Origin of the sequence: Streptomyces bottropensis ATCC 25435, from assembly GCF_000383595.1 — a bacterium.
Classification (GTDB): Bacteria; Actinomycetota; Actinomycetes; order Streptomycetales; family Streptomycetaceae; genus Streptomyces; species Streptomyces bottropensis.
The window spans coordinates 2,565,125-2,583,222 of sequence record NZ_KB911581.1 but is presented as its reverse complement, the minus strand read 5'-3'; the positions used below and the strand labels follow the sequence as shown (position 1 = coordinate 2,583,222).

General features: G+C 72.8%; 14 protein-coding genes. 11 read left to right on the top strand and 3 right to left on the bottom strand.

From position 1 onward, the window contains the following. Nucleotides 1–7 precede the first annotated feature (7 nt). Nucleotides 8–688: a hypothetical protein gene (locus tag STRBO_RS0111360; RefSeq protein ID WP_005482033.1), complete on the bottom strand. Its 681-nt coding sequence runs from the start codon at nt 686–688 to the stop codon at nt 8–10. Nucleotides 689–829: 141 nt separating this feature from the next. Here STRBO_RS0111360 and STRBO_RS0111355 point away from each other — a divergent pair, with 141 nt between their 5' ends. Next, the gene (locus STRBO_RS0111355; RefSeq protein WP_202499258.1) at nt 830–1,234 is read left to right on the top strand and encodes a VOC family protein; all 405 of its coding nucleotides are present in this window, start codon (nt 830–832) and stop codon (nt 1,232–1,234) included. A gap of 69 nt (nt 1,235–1,303) precedes the next feature. Here the strand turns inward: STRBO_RS0111355 and STRBO_RS0111350 are convergent, their stop codons facing one another. Both STRBO_RS0111350 and STRBO_RS0111345 read right to left on the bottom strand, forming a co-directional pair. Next, entirely contained in the window at nt 1,304–2,002 is a 699-nt protein-coding gene (locus tag STRBO_RS0111350) for a helix-turn-helix domain-containing protein (protein WP_028796591.1), read from the bottom strand. 126 nt (nt 2,003–2,128) lie between these two features. After that, entirely contained in the window at nt 2,129–3,253 is a 1,125-nt protein-coding gene (locus STRBO_RS0111345) for a YihY/virulence factor BrkB family protein (RefSeq protein ID WP_209442940.1), read from the bottom strand. Between the two features lie 577 nt (nt 3,254–3,830). Here STRBO_RS0111345 and STRBO_RS0111340 point away from each other — a divergent pair. The 10 genes from STRBO_RS0111340 to STRBO_RS45620 all read left to right on the top strand — a co-directional run bounded on the left by STRBO_RS0111340 (nt 3,831) and on the right by STRBO_RS45620 (nt 17,977). Then, a complete protein-coding gene (locus STRBO_RS0111340) occupies nt 3,831–6,341 on the top strand; it encodes a Pls/PosA family non-ribosomal peptide synthetase (RefSeq protein ID WP_202499257.1) in 2,511 nt (836 codons plus the stop codon). A gap of 14 nt (nt 6,342–6,355) precedes the next feature. Beyond that, nucleotides 6,356–8,824, top strand: coding sequence for a non-ribosomal peptide synthetase (locus tag STRBO_RS0111335; protein ID WP_020114211.1), 2,469 nt, complete (start codon nt 6,356–6,358; stop codon nt 8,822–8,824). After that, nucleotides 8,821–9,891 carry a TauD/TfdA family dioxygenase gene (locus STRBO_RS0111330; protein ID WP_005482026.1) on the top strand — a complete coding sequence of 357 codons (1,071 nt, stop codon included), beginning with the start codon at nt 8,821–8,823 and terminating at the stop codon, nt 9,889–9,891. The genes STRBO_RS0111335 and STRBO_RS0111330 overlap by 4 nt, the downstream gene beginning before the upstream one ends. Continuing rightward, nucleotides 9,888–10,928 carry a 2,3-diaminopropionate biosynthesis protein SbnB gene (gene sbnB, locus STRBO_RS0111325; protein WP_005482025.1) on the top strand — a complete coding sequence of 347 codons (1,041 nt, stop codon included), beginning with the start codon at nt 9,888–9,890 and terminating at the stop codon, nt 10,926–10,928. Before STRBO_RS0111330 ends, sbnB begins: the two co-directional genes overlap by 4 nt. A gap of 46 nt (nt 10,929–10,974) precedes the next feature. Next, on the top strand, nt 10,975–11,985 hold the full coding sequence (gene sbnA / locus STRBO_RS0111320) for a 2,3-diaminopropionate biosynthesis protein SbnA (protein WP_005482024.1): 1,011 nt from the start codon (nt 10,975–10,977) through the stop codon (nt 11,983–11,985). 113 nt (nt 11,986–12,098) lie between these two features. Next, complete coding sequence (locus STRBO_RS0111315) at nt 12,099–13,742, top strand: acyl-CoA dehydrogenase family protein (RefSeq protein WP_028796590.1); 1,644 nt, start codon at nt 12,099–12,101, stop codon at nt 13,740–13,742. A gap of 400 nt (nt 13,743–14,142) precedes the next feature. Continuing rightward, entirely contained in the window at nt 14,143–15,471 is a 1,329-nt protein-coding gene (locus STRBO_RS0111310; protein WP_005482019.1) for a helix-turn-helix domain-containing protein, read from the top strand. Nucleotides 15,472–15,662: 191 nt separating this feature from the next. Further along, on the top strand, nt 15,663–17,132 hold the full coding sequence (locus STRBO_RS0111305) for a hypothetical protein (protein ID WP_005482016.1): 1,470 nt from the start codon (nt 15,663–15,665) through the stop codon (nt 17,130–17,132). An 87-nt stretch (nt 17,133–17,219) separates the two neighbouring features. Next, nucleotides 17,220–17,801, top strand: coding sequence for a GNAT family N-acetyltransferase (locus STRBO_RS0111300; protein WP_005482015.1), 582 nt, complete (start codon nt 17,220–17,222; stop codon nt 17,799–17,801). Between the two features lie 92 nt (nt 17,802–17,893). Then, complete coding sequence (locus tag STRBO_RS45620; protein WP_309474722.1) at nt 17,894–17,977, top strand: putative leader peptide; 84 nt, start codon at nt 17,894–17,896, stop codon at nt 17,975–17,977. Nucleotides 17,978–18,098: the final 121 nt, after the last annotated feature.

Below are 18,098 nucleotides of genomic sequence, written 5' to 3'. Positions count from 1 at the left end.
TCCGGGCTCACCCCGAGGTGCCCACCTCGTTGTCGGGTGCCCCGTCGCCCACCGGGGGGAGATCGCCGCGTTCGGCCGGCTGCCCGTCGTGCGGGGACGAGAGCGCGGGCCGGGGCTCGTCGTGGCGGCTGCGCGGGAGGATGCAGGCCAGTTCGGCGTCGGTGGGGCGGTGGGCGGCCCGGGCGGCGGTGCGCAGGGTGGCACGGTCGACGGCGTCCGTGGCGGCGCTGATCAGGACGAGGTGCCCGTCCCGCGGCACCGCGTACTCGTGCTGCCCCGCCGAGGTGCGGTACCAGGCGTCCCCGTCGCGCTCACAGCCGACCGGCCCCTCGGTGCCCCGGCCGAGCGGACGCTCGGGACAGCTCTCGGCGGTCATCGTGCCTCGGTCGACGTGGAGCAGGAGCTGGGCGCTGTTCCTCCGGGACCAGTAGGCGGCGGAGAAACCGTCGGCGCCGTACACGCCGACCGACTGACGGGCCAGCGTGAATCCCGGGGCCTCGGTGACGTAGACGAGCCCCGGCGCGAAACCCAGTGCCTCGGCCCGAGCGGTCAGCTCCGCCCGGTCGGGGACCGGCGCCAGGGGCGCACGGCCCGTGTCCACGACCTTGTCCGTCCCGCAGGCGGTGAGCAGCAGCGACGGCAGCAGGGCCAGGGGCAGCAGGACACGCGCGGTACGGGTCATGTACATGCTTACATCCTGCCGCACAGCTGTCCCACAGGTGGGCCGAAGAGTCCGTACTCGTGAGAGCGCTTGCTCACCCCGTTCCCGTCGGGGTCCGTGTCCGATTCCTTCAAGACCGGCCGTCACCGGTCCGCCTACGGTGACCGTATGACTCCACGACTCGACGCGATCGGGATGGTGGCCTCGGACATGGCCGCCTCCGTCGCCTTCTACCGCCGCCTCGGTTTCGCCTTCCCGGAGGGCGCCGAGAACCTGCCGCACGCCGAGGCCCACCTGCCCGGCGGGCTGCGGCTGCTGCTCGACACCGAGGAGACCGTCCGCTCCTTCCACCCGGGGTACCGCCCGGGAACGGGTGGCGGCGCCGGGCTCGCCCTGCTGTGCGACAGTCCGGCCGAAGTCGACGCGGTGTACGAGGAGTTGGTGGACGCGGGGTACCGGGGCGAACTCAAGCCGTGGGACGCGGTGTGGGGCCAGCGGTACGCCGTGATCCTCGATCCCGACGGCAATGGCGTCGACCTCTTCGCACCCCTGCCGGAACCCGCCGCCGGGTGACCGGCCGGACCGCTCCCCGCGGTCACCGCCGACAGCGACGGCCGGGTGCCGAGCGGGACGCCCGCCGCGCTACCGGCCGGCGAGCAGTTCGCCGAGCGGCAGCCCCGTCAACTCCCTGACGTCACGGGCCAGATGCGCCTGGTCGGCGAAGCCGGTCCGGGCGGCCGTCTCGGCGAAGGGCAGTCCGTCCCGGGCGAGCGCGAGCGCCCGTCGCAGCCGGAGCACCCGCGCCAGCGTCTTGGGTCCGTACCCGAAGGCGACGAGCGACCGGCGGTGCAACTGCCGGGCTCCCAGGCCCAGTCGGTCGGCGGTCGCCGCGACGGACCGCCCCGCGTCGAGGTCGGTGACGATCTGCCGCAGGACCGGATCGGGCAGGCCCACCTCGGCAGCCCGCTCCAGGACCACCTCCTCCAGCCCGCTCGCCGGATCACGCGCCGCGTTCACCCGGGCGGTGAGCCGTCGCACGACCACCGGGGACCACAGATCGCCCAGTTCCACCCGCCGGTCGCGCAGTTCGTGCGCCGGTACACCGAGGAAGGCGGGCGCGGCACCCGGAGAGAAACGCAGGCCCGCCCAACTGCTCGGAGCCCCCTCGGTGACGTACGCCCTGGTGTCCGGACCGGCGACCAGCAGCCGCCCGTCGTTCCACAGCAGGTCCATGCACCCGTCCGGCAGTACCCGCCCGGGGCCGGCCCCACCCGGGCCGTCGGGTGCGTTCGTCCACACGACGGCCCCGTCACCCAGCCGAGAAGCCCTCTCCGCGTACACACGCAGAAGGCTACGCCTGTGGCCACCGGCCGCCCGGGGCCCGGAACGCCGAGCGGCGTGGGGGTGGGGGGTGCGGGGGATGCGCCGGCCGCGGGCCGTCCGTGGCTGATCGCGGCTCCCCGTGCCCTACTCCTCCCCCTTCTTCACCGGCGGCCGCAGTCGCGACGTCACGTCCTCCGGGGGGAGGAAGCGGGACCAGCGCTCCGGGAACTCGGAGGGCATGTCGGGGTCCTCGGGGTCGTAGGTGCGGGCGGCCGCGGCGCGGGCGACGTACTCGGCAGCCTGTTCCTCGCGGAGGCGTTCGTTGGCCGCGCGGGCGGCGGCCGTGGCGGCGGCGGGCCAGACGCGGTCGATCGCGGCGTTGACGGCGGCGCCGACGAGGACGGCGAAGGCGCCCACACCGATCCAGAGCAGGACCGCGACGGCGGCGGCCAGGGAGCCGTAGATCGTCGCGCCCTCGACCGTGTTGGAGAGGTAGATGCGCAGCAGGAAGCTGCCCAGCACCCACATGCCGAGCGCGACGAGGGCGCCGGGGACGTCCTCGACCCAGGGCGAGCGGACCGGCACCGACACGTGGTAGAGCGTCGTCAGGAAGACGATGGACAGGACGATCACGACGGGCCAGTAGAGGACCTGGACCACGGTCGCCGACCACGGGACGATCCGGACGACGGCGTCGGGCCCGGCGACCATCAGCGGCAGGGCGATCGAGCCGATCAGCAGGGCCACGATGAACAGCAGGAACGCCATCAGGCGGGTCTTGACGATGCCGCGGACGCCGTCGAGGCCGTACATGACGGTGATGGTGTCGATGAAGACGTTCACCGCACGGGAGCCGGACCACAGGGCGAACAGGAAGCCTATGGAGATGACGTCGGGGCGACCGCCCTTCATCACGTCGTCCAGGATGGGCTGCGCGATCTGCGCGACCCCCTTCTCGGACAGGACGGTGCGCGAGGCCTCCAGGAGGTTCAGCTCCAGGCTGGCGATGGTGGCGGCACCGGTCCAGTCGTCGACGTAGCCGAGCAGGCCGATCATGCTGAGCAGCAGCGGCGGCACGGAGAGCAGCGAGAAGAAAGCAGCCTCGGCCGCGAGGCCCAGGATGCGGTACTCGATGCAGGAGTTGACGGTGTCCTTCAGGAGCAGCCAGGCGGTCCTGCGCTTGGACACGTCCCGGTAGAGGGCACGCGCGCGGTGGAGACGCCCATGCGGGCTCTCGGGCGATGGGGGCGACTGACTTGCTGGCTGCACGCCCTAAAGGTATCCGCCTGCGCGTGTCACCCTCACCTCCCGGTGCCGTCGGCCGCGGCCGAGTCCGCGTGCGGCGCACGGTTCCCTCCGGTCGCGTGACGGGGCAGCAAACAAAGGGAAACCCAGGAGAAACCAAAGGTGATTCCGAATCGCCTTTTCTGTCATGCACGTGCTGGCCGAATCACTACGGGGAAGAAAGGTGAACGTTCGGGCGCATTCGTGTCATTCCTCGGAAAGTTTCCCGCTGGAGCGTGGGGCGGGTTCGGGTCCGACACCTCCGAAGTGATCGGGAAAGGGGCGGGAAAGCGTCAATCGTCCGGCCCCGCTTGACCCGTTCCCGAATGTACCGAAAGAATCCGGATTGCATTCCGCTGTGCCCATCCGGACCAGCCGCCGGCACAGCGCACGCCGGGGAACTCGCCCAGGTCCCGAGCAGGCCTGATCAGTTCCGTCCCACACGTCACCGCATTCGATTTCCGCAACTCTCCCCGCAACTCCCCCTCCTTCTGTCATTCCGCGCGCCGTCCCGTTCACCCCCGGGCGCCTTCCATCGCCATACCTGTCGCGGAGAAATTCAATGACATTGCCAGCGCCACGACCCGTGGTGGAAATACCGGGCGAGGTCCAGGGGGCCGAGCCGGACGCGGCGGAATCGTACACCGCCACCGAACGACTCTTGGCCGAACTCCTGGCCGACGTCGCTTGCGTCGAACACATATCCGCAGAAAGTCATTTCTTCGACGATCTCGGTGCCAACTCGCTGACGATGGCGCACTTCTGCGCCCGGGTCAGAAAGCACCCCGAACTCCCGTCGGTGTCCATCCGGGACGTCTACGGCCACCCCACCCTCCGCAGCCTCGCCGCCGCGCTGACGAAGGCCGCCGCGACGCCGGCCGCCCCACCGCCGCCCGCCGAGCCCGTGCCCCCGGGCAGCACCTTCCGCTACACCCTCTGCGGGGTCGTGCAGTTGCTCCTCTTCGCCGGGTACTGCCTCCTGGCCACCACCGGATACATGCGGGGGTACGAGTGGGTGGCGGACGCCTCGGGGTTCGTCGCGGTCTACCTGCGCTCGGCGGTCTTCGGCGCGCTCGCCCTGTCCGCCCTGTGCGTCCTGCCGGTCGCCGCCAAATGGCTGCTGATCGGGCGGTGGAAGCCCGTGGAGTTCCCGGTCTGGGGCCCGGCATACCTGCGGTTCTGGATCGTCAAGGCGCTGCTGCGCACCAGCCCGATGCTCCTGTTCGTCGGGAACCCGCTGTACGTGCTGTACCTGCGCGCCCTCGGCGCCCGCATCGGACCGGGCGTCACCGTCCTCAGCCGCACCCTCCCGGTCTGCACCGACCTGCTGACGATCGGCGCGGGCACGGTGATCCGCAAGGACTCCTCGTTCCTCTGCTACCGGGCGCGCGCCGGACGCATCCGCACCGGCCCCGTCACCCTCGGCCGGGACGTCTTCGTCGGCGAGCACACCGTCCTCGACATCGGCACCGCCCTGGGCGACGGCTCCCAGCTCGGCCACTCCTCCGCGCTGCGCGACGGCGAATCGGTCCCGGCCGGTGAGAGCCGGCACGGCTCACCGGCCCGGCGCACGGACGTGGACCACATCAGGGTCGCCCCGCTCCCCTGCGGCACGCTCCGGCGGGCCGGATACGGGCTCGCCGCCCTGCTCCAGGCACTGCTGCTGTACGTGCCGCTGACCGTCGGCGGCACCTGTCTGCTGCTCACCGCCGCCCCCGCGCTGCACACCCTGCTCGACCCGGCGTCACTGCACCTCACCACCGCCCGCTTCTACGCCGAGGCGGCGGCCCTGTCGCTCGCGCTGTTCGCCGGCTCCGTCGTCGTGGCCGCCGTCGCCGTGTTCGTCGTACCGCGGCTGCTGCGCCCACTGGTGAAGCCGGACCGCACCTATCCGCTGTACGGCTTCCACTACTCGGTGCACCGCACGGTCGCCCGGCTGACCAACCTGAAGTTCTTCACGTGGCTGTGCGGCGACAGCTCCTACATCGTCCCCTGCCTCAGGGCCCTCGGGTACGACCTCTCCCGCGTCGAGCAGACCGGCTCCAACTTCGGGACCGCGGTGCAGCACGAGACGCCGTACCTGGTGAAGGTCGGCGCGGGCACGATGATCGCGGACGGTCTGTCGGTCATGAACGCGGACTACTCCTCCACCTCGTTCCGGTTGTCCCGGACGGCCATCGGCGGGCACAACTTCCTGGGCAACGCCATCGCCTACCCGGTGGGCGGGCGGACCGGCGAGAACTGTCTGCTGGCCACGAAGGTGCTGGTGCCGCTCGACGGCGAGATCCGCGAAGGTGTCGGGCTGCTCGGCTCGCCGCCCTTCGAGATCCCCCGCTCGGTGGAGCGCGACAGCCGCTTCGACCATCTGCGCGAGGGCGAGGAGCTGCGCCGGCGCCTCGCCGCGAAGAACCGCTTCAACCTGCGCTCGATGGGGCTGTTCCTGTTCCTGCGCTGGCTGCACGCCTTCGCGCTCACCGTGCTCGGCTTCGCGGCCTTCGACCTGTACGGCCACGGGGACGGCCCGGCCGGGCTGCTCGCGCTCACCGCGCTGCCCCTGGCGGCGCTGGTGTTCACCGTCCTGTACTACGCGCTGGTGGAGAGGTCCCTGACCCGCTTCCGGCCGCTGCGGCCGAGGTTGTGCTCCATATACGACCCGGTCTTCTGGCGGCAGGAGCGGCTGTGGAAGCTGCCGGGCGCCCACCTGGAGGTACTCAACGGCACTCCCTACAAGAGCCTCGTCTGGCGGCTGCTGGGGGTGCGGATCGGGCGCCGGGTCTTCGACGACGGGGTGTACATCACCGAGCGGACCCTGACGGCCGTCGGGGACGACTGCACGCTCGCCGCCGGGAGCAAGATCCAGGCGCATTCGCAGGAGGACGGCACCTTCAAGTCCGACCACGTCACGATCGGCGCCGGCAGCACGCTGGAGGTCGGGGCGTTCGTCCACTACGGCGTCGTCCTCGGCGAAGGAGCCGTGCTCGCGCCCGACTCCTTCCTGATGAAGGGCGAGGAGGTGCCGCCGCACGCGCGCTGGGGCGGGAACCCGGCGACGGAGAACACCGGAGCACGGTGAATCGGGGGGAAACGATGGACCGTTCGCAGGCGGGCAGGGCTGCCCGCACGTACTGGCACGAGGTGCTCACCGCCGGGGGGCGGACCGTGATACCGCGGTGGAGCGCCGGCCCGGAGAAGGGGGTGGGCGTTCACGAAGCCGCCCTGCCCGAAGGGCTGTTGACGGCCGTCGACGGCACGGCCGCGCTGCTCGCCGCCCACGCGAAGGTGCTCGCCGCGCTGACGGGCGAGAGCGAGGTCACCACCGGTTGGCTGGAGGACGGCCGCCTGCTGCCGTGCCGGCTCGGCGTCCCGCCCGACGGCACCTGGCGCGCGTTGCTGGAGCACGCCCACCGGGTCACGGCGGAGGTGCTGACGCACGCCGGACATCCGGTGGACGCCTTGAGGCAGGAACTGGGCCTTACGGAGCCGCCGTTCGAGACGATGCTCGACACCGGCGGGGGCGACGGCGACCTCGACACGGACGTGGCCCTGCGGGTGGGGCTGGTGCACCGCGACGACGGCCCGGCGCTGCGGCTGCGCTACCGCACCGACGTGCTCGACGAGGACGGCGCGGCCCGGATCGCCGGGTACCACGTCACCGCCCTCACCCTGCTGGCCACCGGACCGGACACCGGGCACGGTGGGCGGAGCCTGGTGTCGGACGACGAACTCCGGTTCCAGCTCGACGGATTGGCCGGGCCACTGCGCGACCTGCCGGAGGCCCGGGTGCACGAGCTGTTCGAGCAGCGGGTCGCGGCGCACCCGGACGCCGTCGCGGCCGTCCACGGTGAGCGGCAGTGGACGTACCGCGAACTCGACTCCCGTGCCAACCGGCTCGGCCGGGCCCTGCTGGCCCGGGGCCTGGGCCGCGAGGGTGTCGTGGCGGTGGTGACCGAACGCGACCTCGACTGGATGGCGGCCGTCCTCGCGGTGTTCAAGGCGGGCGGCGTCTATCTGCCGGTCGAGCCGCACTTCCCCGCCGAGCGCATCGCCACCACACTGGCCCGCGCCGGATGCGAGCTGGTGCTCACCGAACGGGGCAGCACGACCACGCTGGACCGGGCGCTCACCACACTGCCCGGGGTGCGGCGGCTGCTCGTCGAGGACGCCTACGACGAGGGCCACCAGGACTCCGACCTCGGCCTGGAGATCGGTCCGGAGCGGCTCGCGTACATCTACTTCACGTCCGGTTCCACGGGCGAGCCCAAGGGCGCGATGTGCGAGCACGCCGGGATGCTCAACCACCTCCTCGCCAAGCTCGACGACCTCGGCATCGGCGAGGGGGACACGGTCGCGCAGACCGCGCCCCAGTGCTTCGACATCTCCCTGTGGCAGCTGCTGGCCGGACCCCTGGCCGGTGGCCGGACCCTCCTGGTGGAGCAGGAGGCGGTCCTGGACGTCGAGCGGTTCGTCGACCGCGTCGCGGACGGCCGCGTGAACGTGCTGCAGGTCGTGCCGTCGTACCTGGAAGCGGTCCTCGCCCATCTGGAGCGGCACCCGCGCGAACTGCCCGACCTGCGCCGGGTGTCGGTCACCGGGGAGGCGCTGAAGAAGGAGCTGGCGGATCGCTGGTTCGCCACCGAGCCGGGGACACCCCTGGTCAACGCCTACGGGCTGACCGAGACCTCGGACGACACCAACCACGAGGTGATGGACCGGGCTCCGGAGGGGGGCCGGGTGCCCCTGGGCCGTCCCGTGCGCAACGTCCGCGTGTACGTCGTCGACGAGCGTCTCTCCCTCGTGCCGCTGGGCGCGCCGGGGGAGATCGTCTTCTCCGGGGTGTGTGTCGGGCGGGGGTACGTCAACGATCCCGAGCGCACCGCGCAGGCCTTCACCACCGACCCCTACCGGCCCGGCGAGCGGCTCTACCGCAGCGGGGACCACGGGCGCTGGCGGCCCGACGGGAAGCTGGAGTTCCTCGGCCGCCGGGACACCCAGGTCAAGGTGCGCGGCTTCCGCATCGAGATCGGCGAGGTGGAGAACGCGCTGCTCAAGGTGGCGGGGGTGCGGGACGGCGCGGTGGTGGTCGCGGGGGGCGAGCGTCTGGTCGCCTTCCACTCCGGCCGGCCCCTCGCGGCCGAGGAGCTGCGGGACCGGCTGGCGGCCTCGCTGCCGGCGTACATGGTGCCGTCGGCGTTCCACCGGCGCGAGAGCCTGCCGCTGACCGCGAACGGCAAGACCGACCGACGGACGCTGACGGCGCTGGCCGAGGAACTCGACGCGGTGGACGGCCGGCCGTGCGAGCCGCCGGCGACGGCGACCGAGGAGCGGCTGGCCGACGCGTGGGCCGAGGTGCTCGGTGTGCCACGCGCCGGGATCGGCCGGCACGACCACTTCTTCGACCGGGGCGGCACCTCGCTGTCGGCGGTGAAGCTCGCGATCGCCCTGCGGCGGGCGGTGTCCCCCAAGGACGTGACCGCCCATCCGGTGCTGTCCGGGCTGGCCGGACTGATCGACACCAGGGCCGCCGCCGCCCCCACCGCCTTCGGGAGGACGTCATGAGTTTCCTGAGCCGCCGCGCCGCCGGGCGCCGCCGGAAGGACGCGGCGGCGGCCCCGTCGCCCGCGACCGCCCTGCCGCTGCCGGACATCGAGCTGTCGACCGACAGCCCCCCGCTGCTTACCGTCTCCCCCGCCGAACCCGCCGCCCGGTGGGCGGCCGGGCGGCGGGACTCCCTGCGGGCCGCCGTCGCCGAGCACGGCTCGGTGCTGGTGCGCGGACTCGGCCTGCGGGACGCCGCCGAAGTGGGCGCCGTCTTCCGGGGACTGACCGACACGCTGATGACCGAGAGGGAGGCGTTCGCGCCCCGGCGGACGTACGGGCGGGGCGTGTACTCGTCGACGGCCTGGCCGCCGAACCAACCGATGTGCATGCACCACGAGTCGAGCTACGGCGTGCAGGTCCCCGGACTGCTGCTCCTCGCGTGTCTGGAGGCCGCCGAGCGGGGCGGGGCCACCGGGATCGCCGACTCGGCGGCCGTCCTGGCCGCGCTCCCGGCGGAGTTGACCGAACGGTTCGAGCGGGACGGCTGGCTGCTCACCCGCTCGTACAACGACGAGATCGGCGCGTCGGTCGCCGAGGCGTTCGGCACCGACGACCGGACCGTCGTCGAGGCCTACTGCCGGGCGCACTCCATCGACTTCGACTGGGGGCCCGACGGGACCCTGCGCACCCGGCAGCGGCGCCCCGCCGTGCTCCGGCACCCGGTGAGCGGCCACCGGTGCTGGTTCAACCAGATCGCGTTCCTCAGCGAATGGACGATGGACGCCGAGGTGCGCGAGTACCTGGTGGACCTGTACGGGGCCGACGGGCTGCCCTTCAACACCCGTTACGGCGACGGCGAACCGATCGGCGCCGACGTCGTCGAGACGCTCAACGAGGTCTACGAGGCGCACACCGTCCGCCGGCCGTGGCGGCCGGGCGACCTGCTCCTCGTCGACAACCTCCGCTGCGCCCACAGCCGTGAGCCGTATCAGGGCCCCCGCGAGGTGCTGGTGGGTCTCGCGGACCCGGTACGGCCGGCGGACTTCCGGCCGGGCGGCTTCCCCACGAAGGAGAGTTCCGTATGACCGAGGTTCCGGGTTTCGCCGTGATCTCCGGCGCCCAGGTGCAGCAGGCCCTGCGGGGACGGGAGCGGGAGATCGTCGAACTGGTCGAGTCCGCCTACCTCCTGCACGGGAACGGGGAAACCGGCGACACGGTCAACCCGCCGTCGTACTTCCTCCGCTTCCCCGACCGTCCGTCCTCGCGGATCATCGCGCTGCCCGCCTCGCTCGGCGGGAGGTTCCAGGTGGACGGGCTGAAGTGGATCTCCAGTTTCCCGGAGAACACGGCGTCCGGGCTGCCGCGCGCGTCCGCCGTGCTGATCCTCAACGACCATGCCACCGGCTATCCGTTCGCGTGCCTGGAGGCCTCGGTCATCAGTGCCACCCGGACGGCGGCGTCGGCGGCGCTGGCGGCCGACCGGCTGAGCGCGCGCCGGGGGGCGCCGCGGCCGGCCCGGGTCGGCTTCCTCGGCACCGGCCTGATCGCCCGGTACATCCACACGTTCCTCGCGGCGACGGACTTCGCGTTCGAGGAGGTGGGGGTGCACGACCTGTCCGCGGACAGCGCGGCCGGGTTCCGGGGGTACCTGGAGCGGTCCGGCGCCGACGGGCGGGTGACGGTGTACGAGGGCGCCGAGGACGTGATCCGGGCGAGCGACCTGGTGGTGTTCGCGACGATCGCGGGCGAGCCGCACGTCCATGAACCGAAGTGGTTCGCCCACAACCCGCTGGTGCTGCACGTGTCGCTGCGCGATCTCGCGCCCGAGGTGCTGCTCGCGTCGGCGAACTTCGTCGACGACGTCGAGCACTGCCTCAAGGCGAACACGTCACCGCACCTGACCGAACAGCTCACCGGCGCGCGGGACTTCCTCGACGGAACGCTCCACGACGTCCTCACCGGCCGGGTGTCCGTGCCGGCGGACCGTCCGGTGGTCTTCTCGCCCTTCGGCCTCGGGGTCCTCGACCTCGCGGTCGGCGGTCATGTCCACGAGCACGTGGCCCGCTCCGGCGGACTGCGGGTCGTGGACGACTTCTTCCACGAGCTGCGCCGCCACGGCTGAACGCCGGGCGCAGCGCGTACGACAGTGCACAACCAGGGGGGCAGCGGTGCCAGTCATATCCGTTCCCACGGACTTCAACGAGGAGGAGCTGTACGTCGATCTGCGCCAGGTCGTCGGACAGCGGCTCTTCCTGAAGTGCGAGGGGTTCAACTTCGCCGGCTCGATCAAGCTCAAGGCCGCGTCCGAGATGGTGCGGGCCGCCGAACGGGAGGGGCGTCTGAGGCCGGGCTCGACGCTGGTCGAGTCGTCGTCCGGCAATCTGGGCGTCGCGCTGAGCATGATCGCGGCGAGCCGGGGCCACCGGTTTCTGTGCGTGACCGACTCCCGGTGCAATCCGCAGACCCGGCGCGTGATCGAGGCGCTGGGCAGCCGGGTCCACGTCATCTCCGAACCGGACCCGCACGGCGGTTTCCTCGGTGCCCGGATCGCGTACGTGCGCGCGCTGTGCGCGACCGATCCGCGGTACGTGTGGCTGGACCAGTACACCAACGAGGCGAACTGGCAGGCGCACTACCGCACCACCGCGCCCGCCGTCGCCCGGCAGTTCCCGCGCCTGGACGTGCTGTTCGTGGGGGTCGGCACCTCGGGGACGCTGATGGGCTGCGCCCGGTGGTTCTGGGAACGGCGGCGCCGGGTGCGGATCGTCGCGGTGGACAGTGTCGGCTCGGTCGCGTTCGGCGGGGCGCCGGGCCGCCGGATGATCCCGGGGCTCGGCACGAGCGTGACCCCGGCGCTGCTCGACGCGTCCTACGTGGACGACGTCGTCCGGGTGGAGGAGGCCGACACCGTACGGGCGTGTCACCGCATGGCCCGGCGCGGCTTCCTCTTCGGGGGCTCCACCGGCACGGTCGTCAGCGGCGCCGGCGCGTGGCTGGCCCGCAACGGCTCGCCCGACACCACGGCGGTGGCGATCTCCCCGGACCTCGGGGAGCGCTACCTCGACACGATCTACCGGCCGGGCTGGCCGCAGGAGCAGTACGGGGAGGGCGTGGCGGCCCCGGAGGAGGAGTTCGGCACGGGTGACGTGGGGACGGGCGAGCTGGCGGCGCCCGTCTGAGCCGGCCTGAGCGATCCGGTGCCGGACCGTCCTGGTCCGGCACCGGACACCCGCCCGTCGGATACTGGTGAGCGTCGCCGTGACGACGTGACACCGAGGGGTAGGTTCCGGATATGGCATCCAGCACCCACGAAGTGACCAATCAGGCTCCGCCCCTGGTGGACTACGACGTCTTCGCCGCCGACCAGGTGCTCACGGAGGCGGTCGAGCGGTATCTGGCGCCGGAGGTGCTGGAGGAGGCGCGCGGGGAGCTGTCGGGGTTCGGCCGGACGGCGGGCTCCGCGCAGGTGCAGGAGTGGGGACGGCTGGCGAACGAGAATCCGCCGAAGCTGCGGGCGTACGACCGGTACGGGAACCGGGTGGACGAGGTGGAGTTCCATCCGTCGTGGCACCGGCTGCTCGGCAAGGGGGTGTCGGCCGGGCTGACCGCGGCCTGGACGCGGCCCGGGGGGCATGTGCGGCGGGCGGCCGCGTTCGTCGTCTGGACCCAGGTCGAGGCCGGCAACGGCTGCCCGCTGTCCATGACGCACGCGGCGGTGCCCGCCCTGCGCACGGACCCGGCGCTCGCCGCCGAGTGGGAGCCGCGGCTGACGTCCATGCTCTACGACTGGGACATGCGGCCCGCCGGGCAGAAGGCCGGCGCCCTCTTCGGGATGGCCATGACCGAGAAGCAGGGCGGCAGCGACGTACGCGCCAACACCACCGTCGCCCGGCCGCTGGCCGAGGACGGGACGTACGAGCTGACCGGGCACAAGTGGTTCTGTTCGGCGCCGATGTCGGACGGGTTCCTCGTGCTGGCGCAGGCTCCGGGAGGTCTCACGTGCTTCCTGGTGCCCCGGGTGCTGGCCGACGGGTCACGGAACGTTTTCCGCATCCAGCGGCTGAAGGAGAAGCTGGGCAACCGCTCCAACGCCTCCGCCGAGATCGAGTTCGACGGGACGTGGGCGCGCCGGGTCGGGGACGAGGGGCGGGGGGTGCGCACGGTCATCGGGATGGTGGCGGCCACCCGGCTGGACTGCGCGCTGGGCGCGGCCTCTCTGATGCGGCAGGCGGTGGCGCAGGCGGTGCACCACTGCGCGCACCGGGAGGCGTTCGGCGGGCCGCTGATCGACAAGCCGCTGATGCGCAACGTGCTCGCGGATCTGGCGCTGGAGTCGGAGGCGGCGACGGTCCTGGCGATGCGGCTGGCGGCGGCGTACGACGCGGCGGAGTCGGGCGACGAGAACGAACGTTCGTTCCTGAGGCTCGCGGTGCCGGTGGCCAAGTACTGGGTGACCAAGCGCTGTGCCCCGCTCGTGGTCGAGGCGTCCGAGTGCCTCGGCGGCAACGGCTATGTCGAGGAGTCCGGCATGCCCCGTCTGCTGCGCGAGTCCCCGCTCAACTCCGTCTGGGAGGGCGCCGGAAACGTGCAGGCCCTGGATGTGCTGCGCGCGCTCCAGCGCGAACCGGGGTCCCTGGACGCCTACTTGCGGGAGGTGGGCCGGGCGCGCGGCGCCGACCACCGGCTCGACGGCGCGATCAAGGGCCTGCTGACCGAACTCGCCGACCTGGACGGCATCGAGGCCCGCGCACGCCGGCTCGTGGAACGGCTCGCCCTCGTCCTGCAAGGGGCGCTCCTCGTGCGGTACGCGCCCCCGGCGGTCGCCGACGCGTTCTGCGCCTCCCGGCTCGGCGGGGACCGGGGCACGGCCTTCGGCACCCTGCCGCACACGCTGGATCTGGCGTCGATCGTGGAACGGGCCCGTCCGGTCGGCTGAGCCGCCGCCGCGCGGAATCCCGCCCGCGGCGGGCGCCCCTCTTTCGGGTGGTCCGAGGGCGGGTGGCCCGATTCTCGGATGGGCCGACACCGGGCTGTACGACGCGGGAGTGGTGCTGCGCCGACACGGCACCACCCCCGCTTCCGGAGCCCCCTTGAGGAGCGTGTGCGTCGCACCGGGGCGACGTCGAACATGTTTCAGGGAGAGCGGGGCGGTCCGCCAGGGTTGCAGGGGGTTGCAACTCGTCGGCGCTCTGTGGCCGGAGTGTGCCCCTCCGTGGCCGAAGAGCGGCAGACTGGGAAGCCCACAGTCAACACCGTCGCGCAGAGCCGGGTTTCCACGGCCACCGGGGCCGAGGAGCCAGGGGCCTGCCGGGGAGGAACGAGTGCCGCACTCGCCGATGGAAGTCGCGCGGCTCACCGCCACGGACGCCGCCCGAGCGGCCCGCATCCTCGGCGAGGTACGCGCCCACACCCTCGACGGCCGGCCCTCGAAACCCGCCCCGCGCCCCGCGATCCGCGAGTCCTGGGGCCGTACGGTAGGCAGCGGTGTCGACCCCGACCACGACTTCCGCTCCGACCTCCTCGGCCTCGACGAGATCGAGCGCCGCCGCCGGACCACACGGCTGCGCCACGTCCTGCCGGTGCTCCGCGAGGGGCTGCTCTCCCTGGCGGACACCGCGCAGCACATCATGATGATCGCCGACGCCGACGCCCGGGTGCTGTGGCGGGAGGGCAGTCCGGCCGTACTGCGCAAGGCCGACGGACAGGGGCTCGGGATCGGCGCGGACTGGCGGGAGCAGACCGTCGGCACGAACGGCATCGGCACCCCTCTCGTCTCCCGCCGCGCCGTCCAGGTCTTCTCCGCCGAGCACTTCGTGCGCGCCCTGCACCCCTGGACCTGCACCGGCGCCCCAGTCACGGACCCGCGCGACGGCAGGCTGCTCGGCGTGGTGGACATCAGCGGACCCCTGGAGACCCTGCACCCCGCCACCCTCGCCCTGGTCGACTCGGTCGCCAAACTCGCCCAGGCCCGGCTGCGGGACCTGCATCTGACCTCGCTCGAACAACTGCGCGCGGTGGCGGCCCCGGTGCTGGCCCGTATCGGCGGCCGCGCGGTGGCCGTGGACCGGGACGGCTGGACGGCCGCGGTGACCGGCATGCCGTACACCAGCCGCGTCGCCCTCCCCAAGTCGCTCTCCCCCGGCCGCTGCTGGCTCCCGGCGCTCGGTCTGTGCACCGTCGAGCCGCTGCCCGACGGCTGGCTGATACGCCCCACCGCGGACCCGGCGCCCGCGCCGAGCGCCACGCACATCACCCTCGACGTCTCCCACCCGCGCCGCTGGAGTGTCACCGTCGCCGGCTCCGCGGGCTCCTGGACCCATGAACTGACCCCCCGACACGCCGAACTGCTGTACCTCCTGGCCCTGCACCGCGGCGGCCGCAGCGCCTCCGCCCTCGCCGACGACATGTTCGGCGACCCGGCCCGCACCGTCACCGTCCGCGCCGAGATGTCCCGCGTACGCCGTTACCTCGGCGCCTTCCTCGACCACCGCCCGTACCGCTTCACCGAGCGGGCCGACGTCGAAGTCCGGCTGCCCGAGGCCCCGTCGGGCCTGTTGCCGCACTCGGTGGCACCGGGGGTGGTGCGGGCGCGGGGCGCCTGCGCGCGTGGGCCGTTCCGCGACGAGGGGCCCCTGGGACATCAGAGAGCCGAGCCGGTCATCTGAACCCAGGTCGAACATCCGCAACAGCTCCCGGTGAACGGATCATGGCCTCGGGGTGAGGGATCTCCCTGTATTTCCCGGGACCTCGGCGTGACACGTGTCCCACTGCCGTAGCATCGCTGCCAGGCCGCCCCACCTGCCTCCCCGTCAAGATCTTCTTCACGGCGGGCAGTTGGCCGTCCCCGGGAGGTTTTATGCAGCACCGCGGCAGGCACCGACGACGCAGAAGGGGACGTGCGCTGCGCGCGTCCCTGGCGGGCACCGCGCTGGCGCTCACGGCGGCGGCCACGCTGATCAGCACCTCGCAGGCCGCGGGCGGCAGCACGCCGGGCTCCCTCACCTCCCTCACCTCGGCCGGTGAGCTGCGCAGGCTGCAGCTCCGGGAGACCCTGACCGACCCCGCCGAGCTGCACCGTCTGGCCCGGGCGACGGGCGGCCCGGTCGGTGTCGAGGAGGTGCTGCGCAGCGCGAACCACGCGATGCGCGGCGAGGACGACTGCTTCGACAGCGAGAAGGACAATCTGCCCGTCGAGCCGGTGGCCGTGCGGGCGTACTGCTGGGAGGCGGGCGACGCGGTCAGCGACAAGTGGACCCCCCGCTCGGTCACCACGTCCCGGGACAACCAGGTCATCGCGGCCGGCTGGTCGCACACCGGTGTGCGGAGCGTCCCGCCCGGCGGCGGCGCGGCGAACGCGGACCGCGGCGGCACGGACGGCGCGGACCGGGACGGCACCGGCCTCGTCCCCGTCGACGAGAAGGGGCTCGCCCGGGTCGCCTTCGTCGACGCGAGCGACCCGGCGAACCTCGCCTACCGCTGGGTCCTGCTGGTCGTGCCGACGGCCGGCGGCCAGGGCTTCGAGGGCCTGCGCTCCCGGCTCGGCGGCATGGCCTGGTACGACGACAAGCTGATCGTCACCGCGCAAGGTCCCGGCGGCCGCCAAGGGCGGGACGACTCGCTGTACGTGTTCGACCTGGCCCGCTTCCTGCGCGCCGACGTGACCGACAGCGACGCGATCGGCAAGGCCGACAAGCCGGGCAAGGGCGCCAAGGCCGGCAAGGGCTGGTCGGCCCACCACTACCGGTACGCGCTGCCCGCGGTCGCCTCCTACAGCCCCCCGTCGGGCGACGGCTGCGACGCGCGCGACAACGACGGGGTGCCCTGCTTCGGCTCGCTCTCCCTCGACAGGACGTCGACACCGCCCACGGTCGTCGCCGGCGAGCGGTTCCGCCCCGGCCGGGAGGAACCCGCCCGCGTCTGGCGCTACGCCCTCGACGTCACCGGCGACCGCACCGGCCTGCTCACCACCAGCGGGCGCCGGAGCGACGCCGTGGCGACCGAGGCGTACGAGACCGAGGCCACCGGTGTCCGGGGGGTCCTCGCCCACCGGGGGGACTGGTACGTCGAACAGGCCGCGGAGAATCGCGACACGCACGGCAGCCTCTGGCGGCAGGACGAGGAGGGGGCCGACGCCGCGAAGTGCCCGGCGAACGAGTCGAGCGGGACCTCGGGCGCGGACCTGGAGTCGTACGCCTGCTGGGGGCGGCACAGCGCCTCCCTCTCCTACTCGCCGGAGACCGGCGAGGTGTGGACGCTCACCGACCCCGTCCCGGAGCGTGTGCTCTACGCGGTGCGGCTGCGGGACGTCGACAGCGCGCTCGGCTAGGGCGACCGGCAGGCCCACAGACCCGGCCCGCCCCAGCGACCCGGCCCGGCCTTGGAGGCGGGCCGGGCGTCGTGGTTCCCTGGGCCCATGAGCAGCAGTCCCGTCACCACCTGGTCCCTGGAGCAGACCTCGCCCAGCGATCTGCTTCCCGCCGCCGCGCCCGGGGGCGACGACGTCCGGATCGTGCGCGCCGAGGTCCCCTCCCCCGAGTTCAGCCGCTTCCTGTACGCCTCCGTCGGCGGTGACATCCGCTGGACCGACCGGCTGTCGTGGTCGTACGAGCAGTGGTTGCGGCACCTGGGCCGCCCGGGGGTGGAGACCTGGGTCGCCCACGACCGGGGGACGCCCGCCGGCTATGTGGAGCTGGAGCCGCAGGACGACGGGGTCGTGGAGATCGTGTACTTCGGGCTGGTCCCGGCGTTCCGGGGGCGGCGCATCGGCGGGCACCTGCTGTCGCACGGGACGGCCCGCGCCTGGGACCTCGCCGAGCGGTGGCCCGAGCTGCCGCCGACCGAGCGGGTGTGGCTGCACACCTGCTCCCTGGACGGGGAGCACGCCATGGGGAACTACCTGCGGCGGGGGTTCCGGCTGTTCGACACGAAGGTGACCGAGGAGGCGGACGTCCCGGCGCCGGGGCCCTGGCCCGGAGCGGCCGTTCCCACACCATGACCCACATCACACCGTCTCGCCATGCGAGACATCCTTGTCCGACATGTGGATAACGGTGGACTCGGTCTAAAGAGCCGTGCCACGCTTCCGTCATGTCTGGAACTGGAATTGCCTTGGTGAGTCGGCGGCACGTCGACCTCGGCCGCATGTCCAGCGCCATCTGTCCGGTGAGCTGACGCCCGACCGCGAGGGGTTGGACGACCCCGGGCCCCAGCGCCGCACCTCCTCTGTTTCAGCCCGCGCAAGGACGCGCAGGCGCCGCACACGCCGCCCGCGTGTGCCCGCATGCGCGCCCAA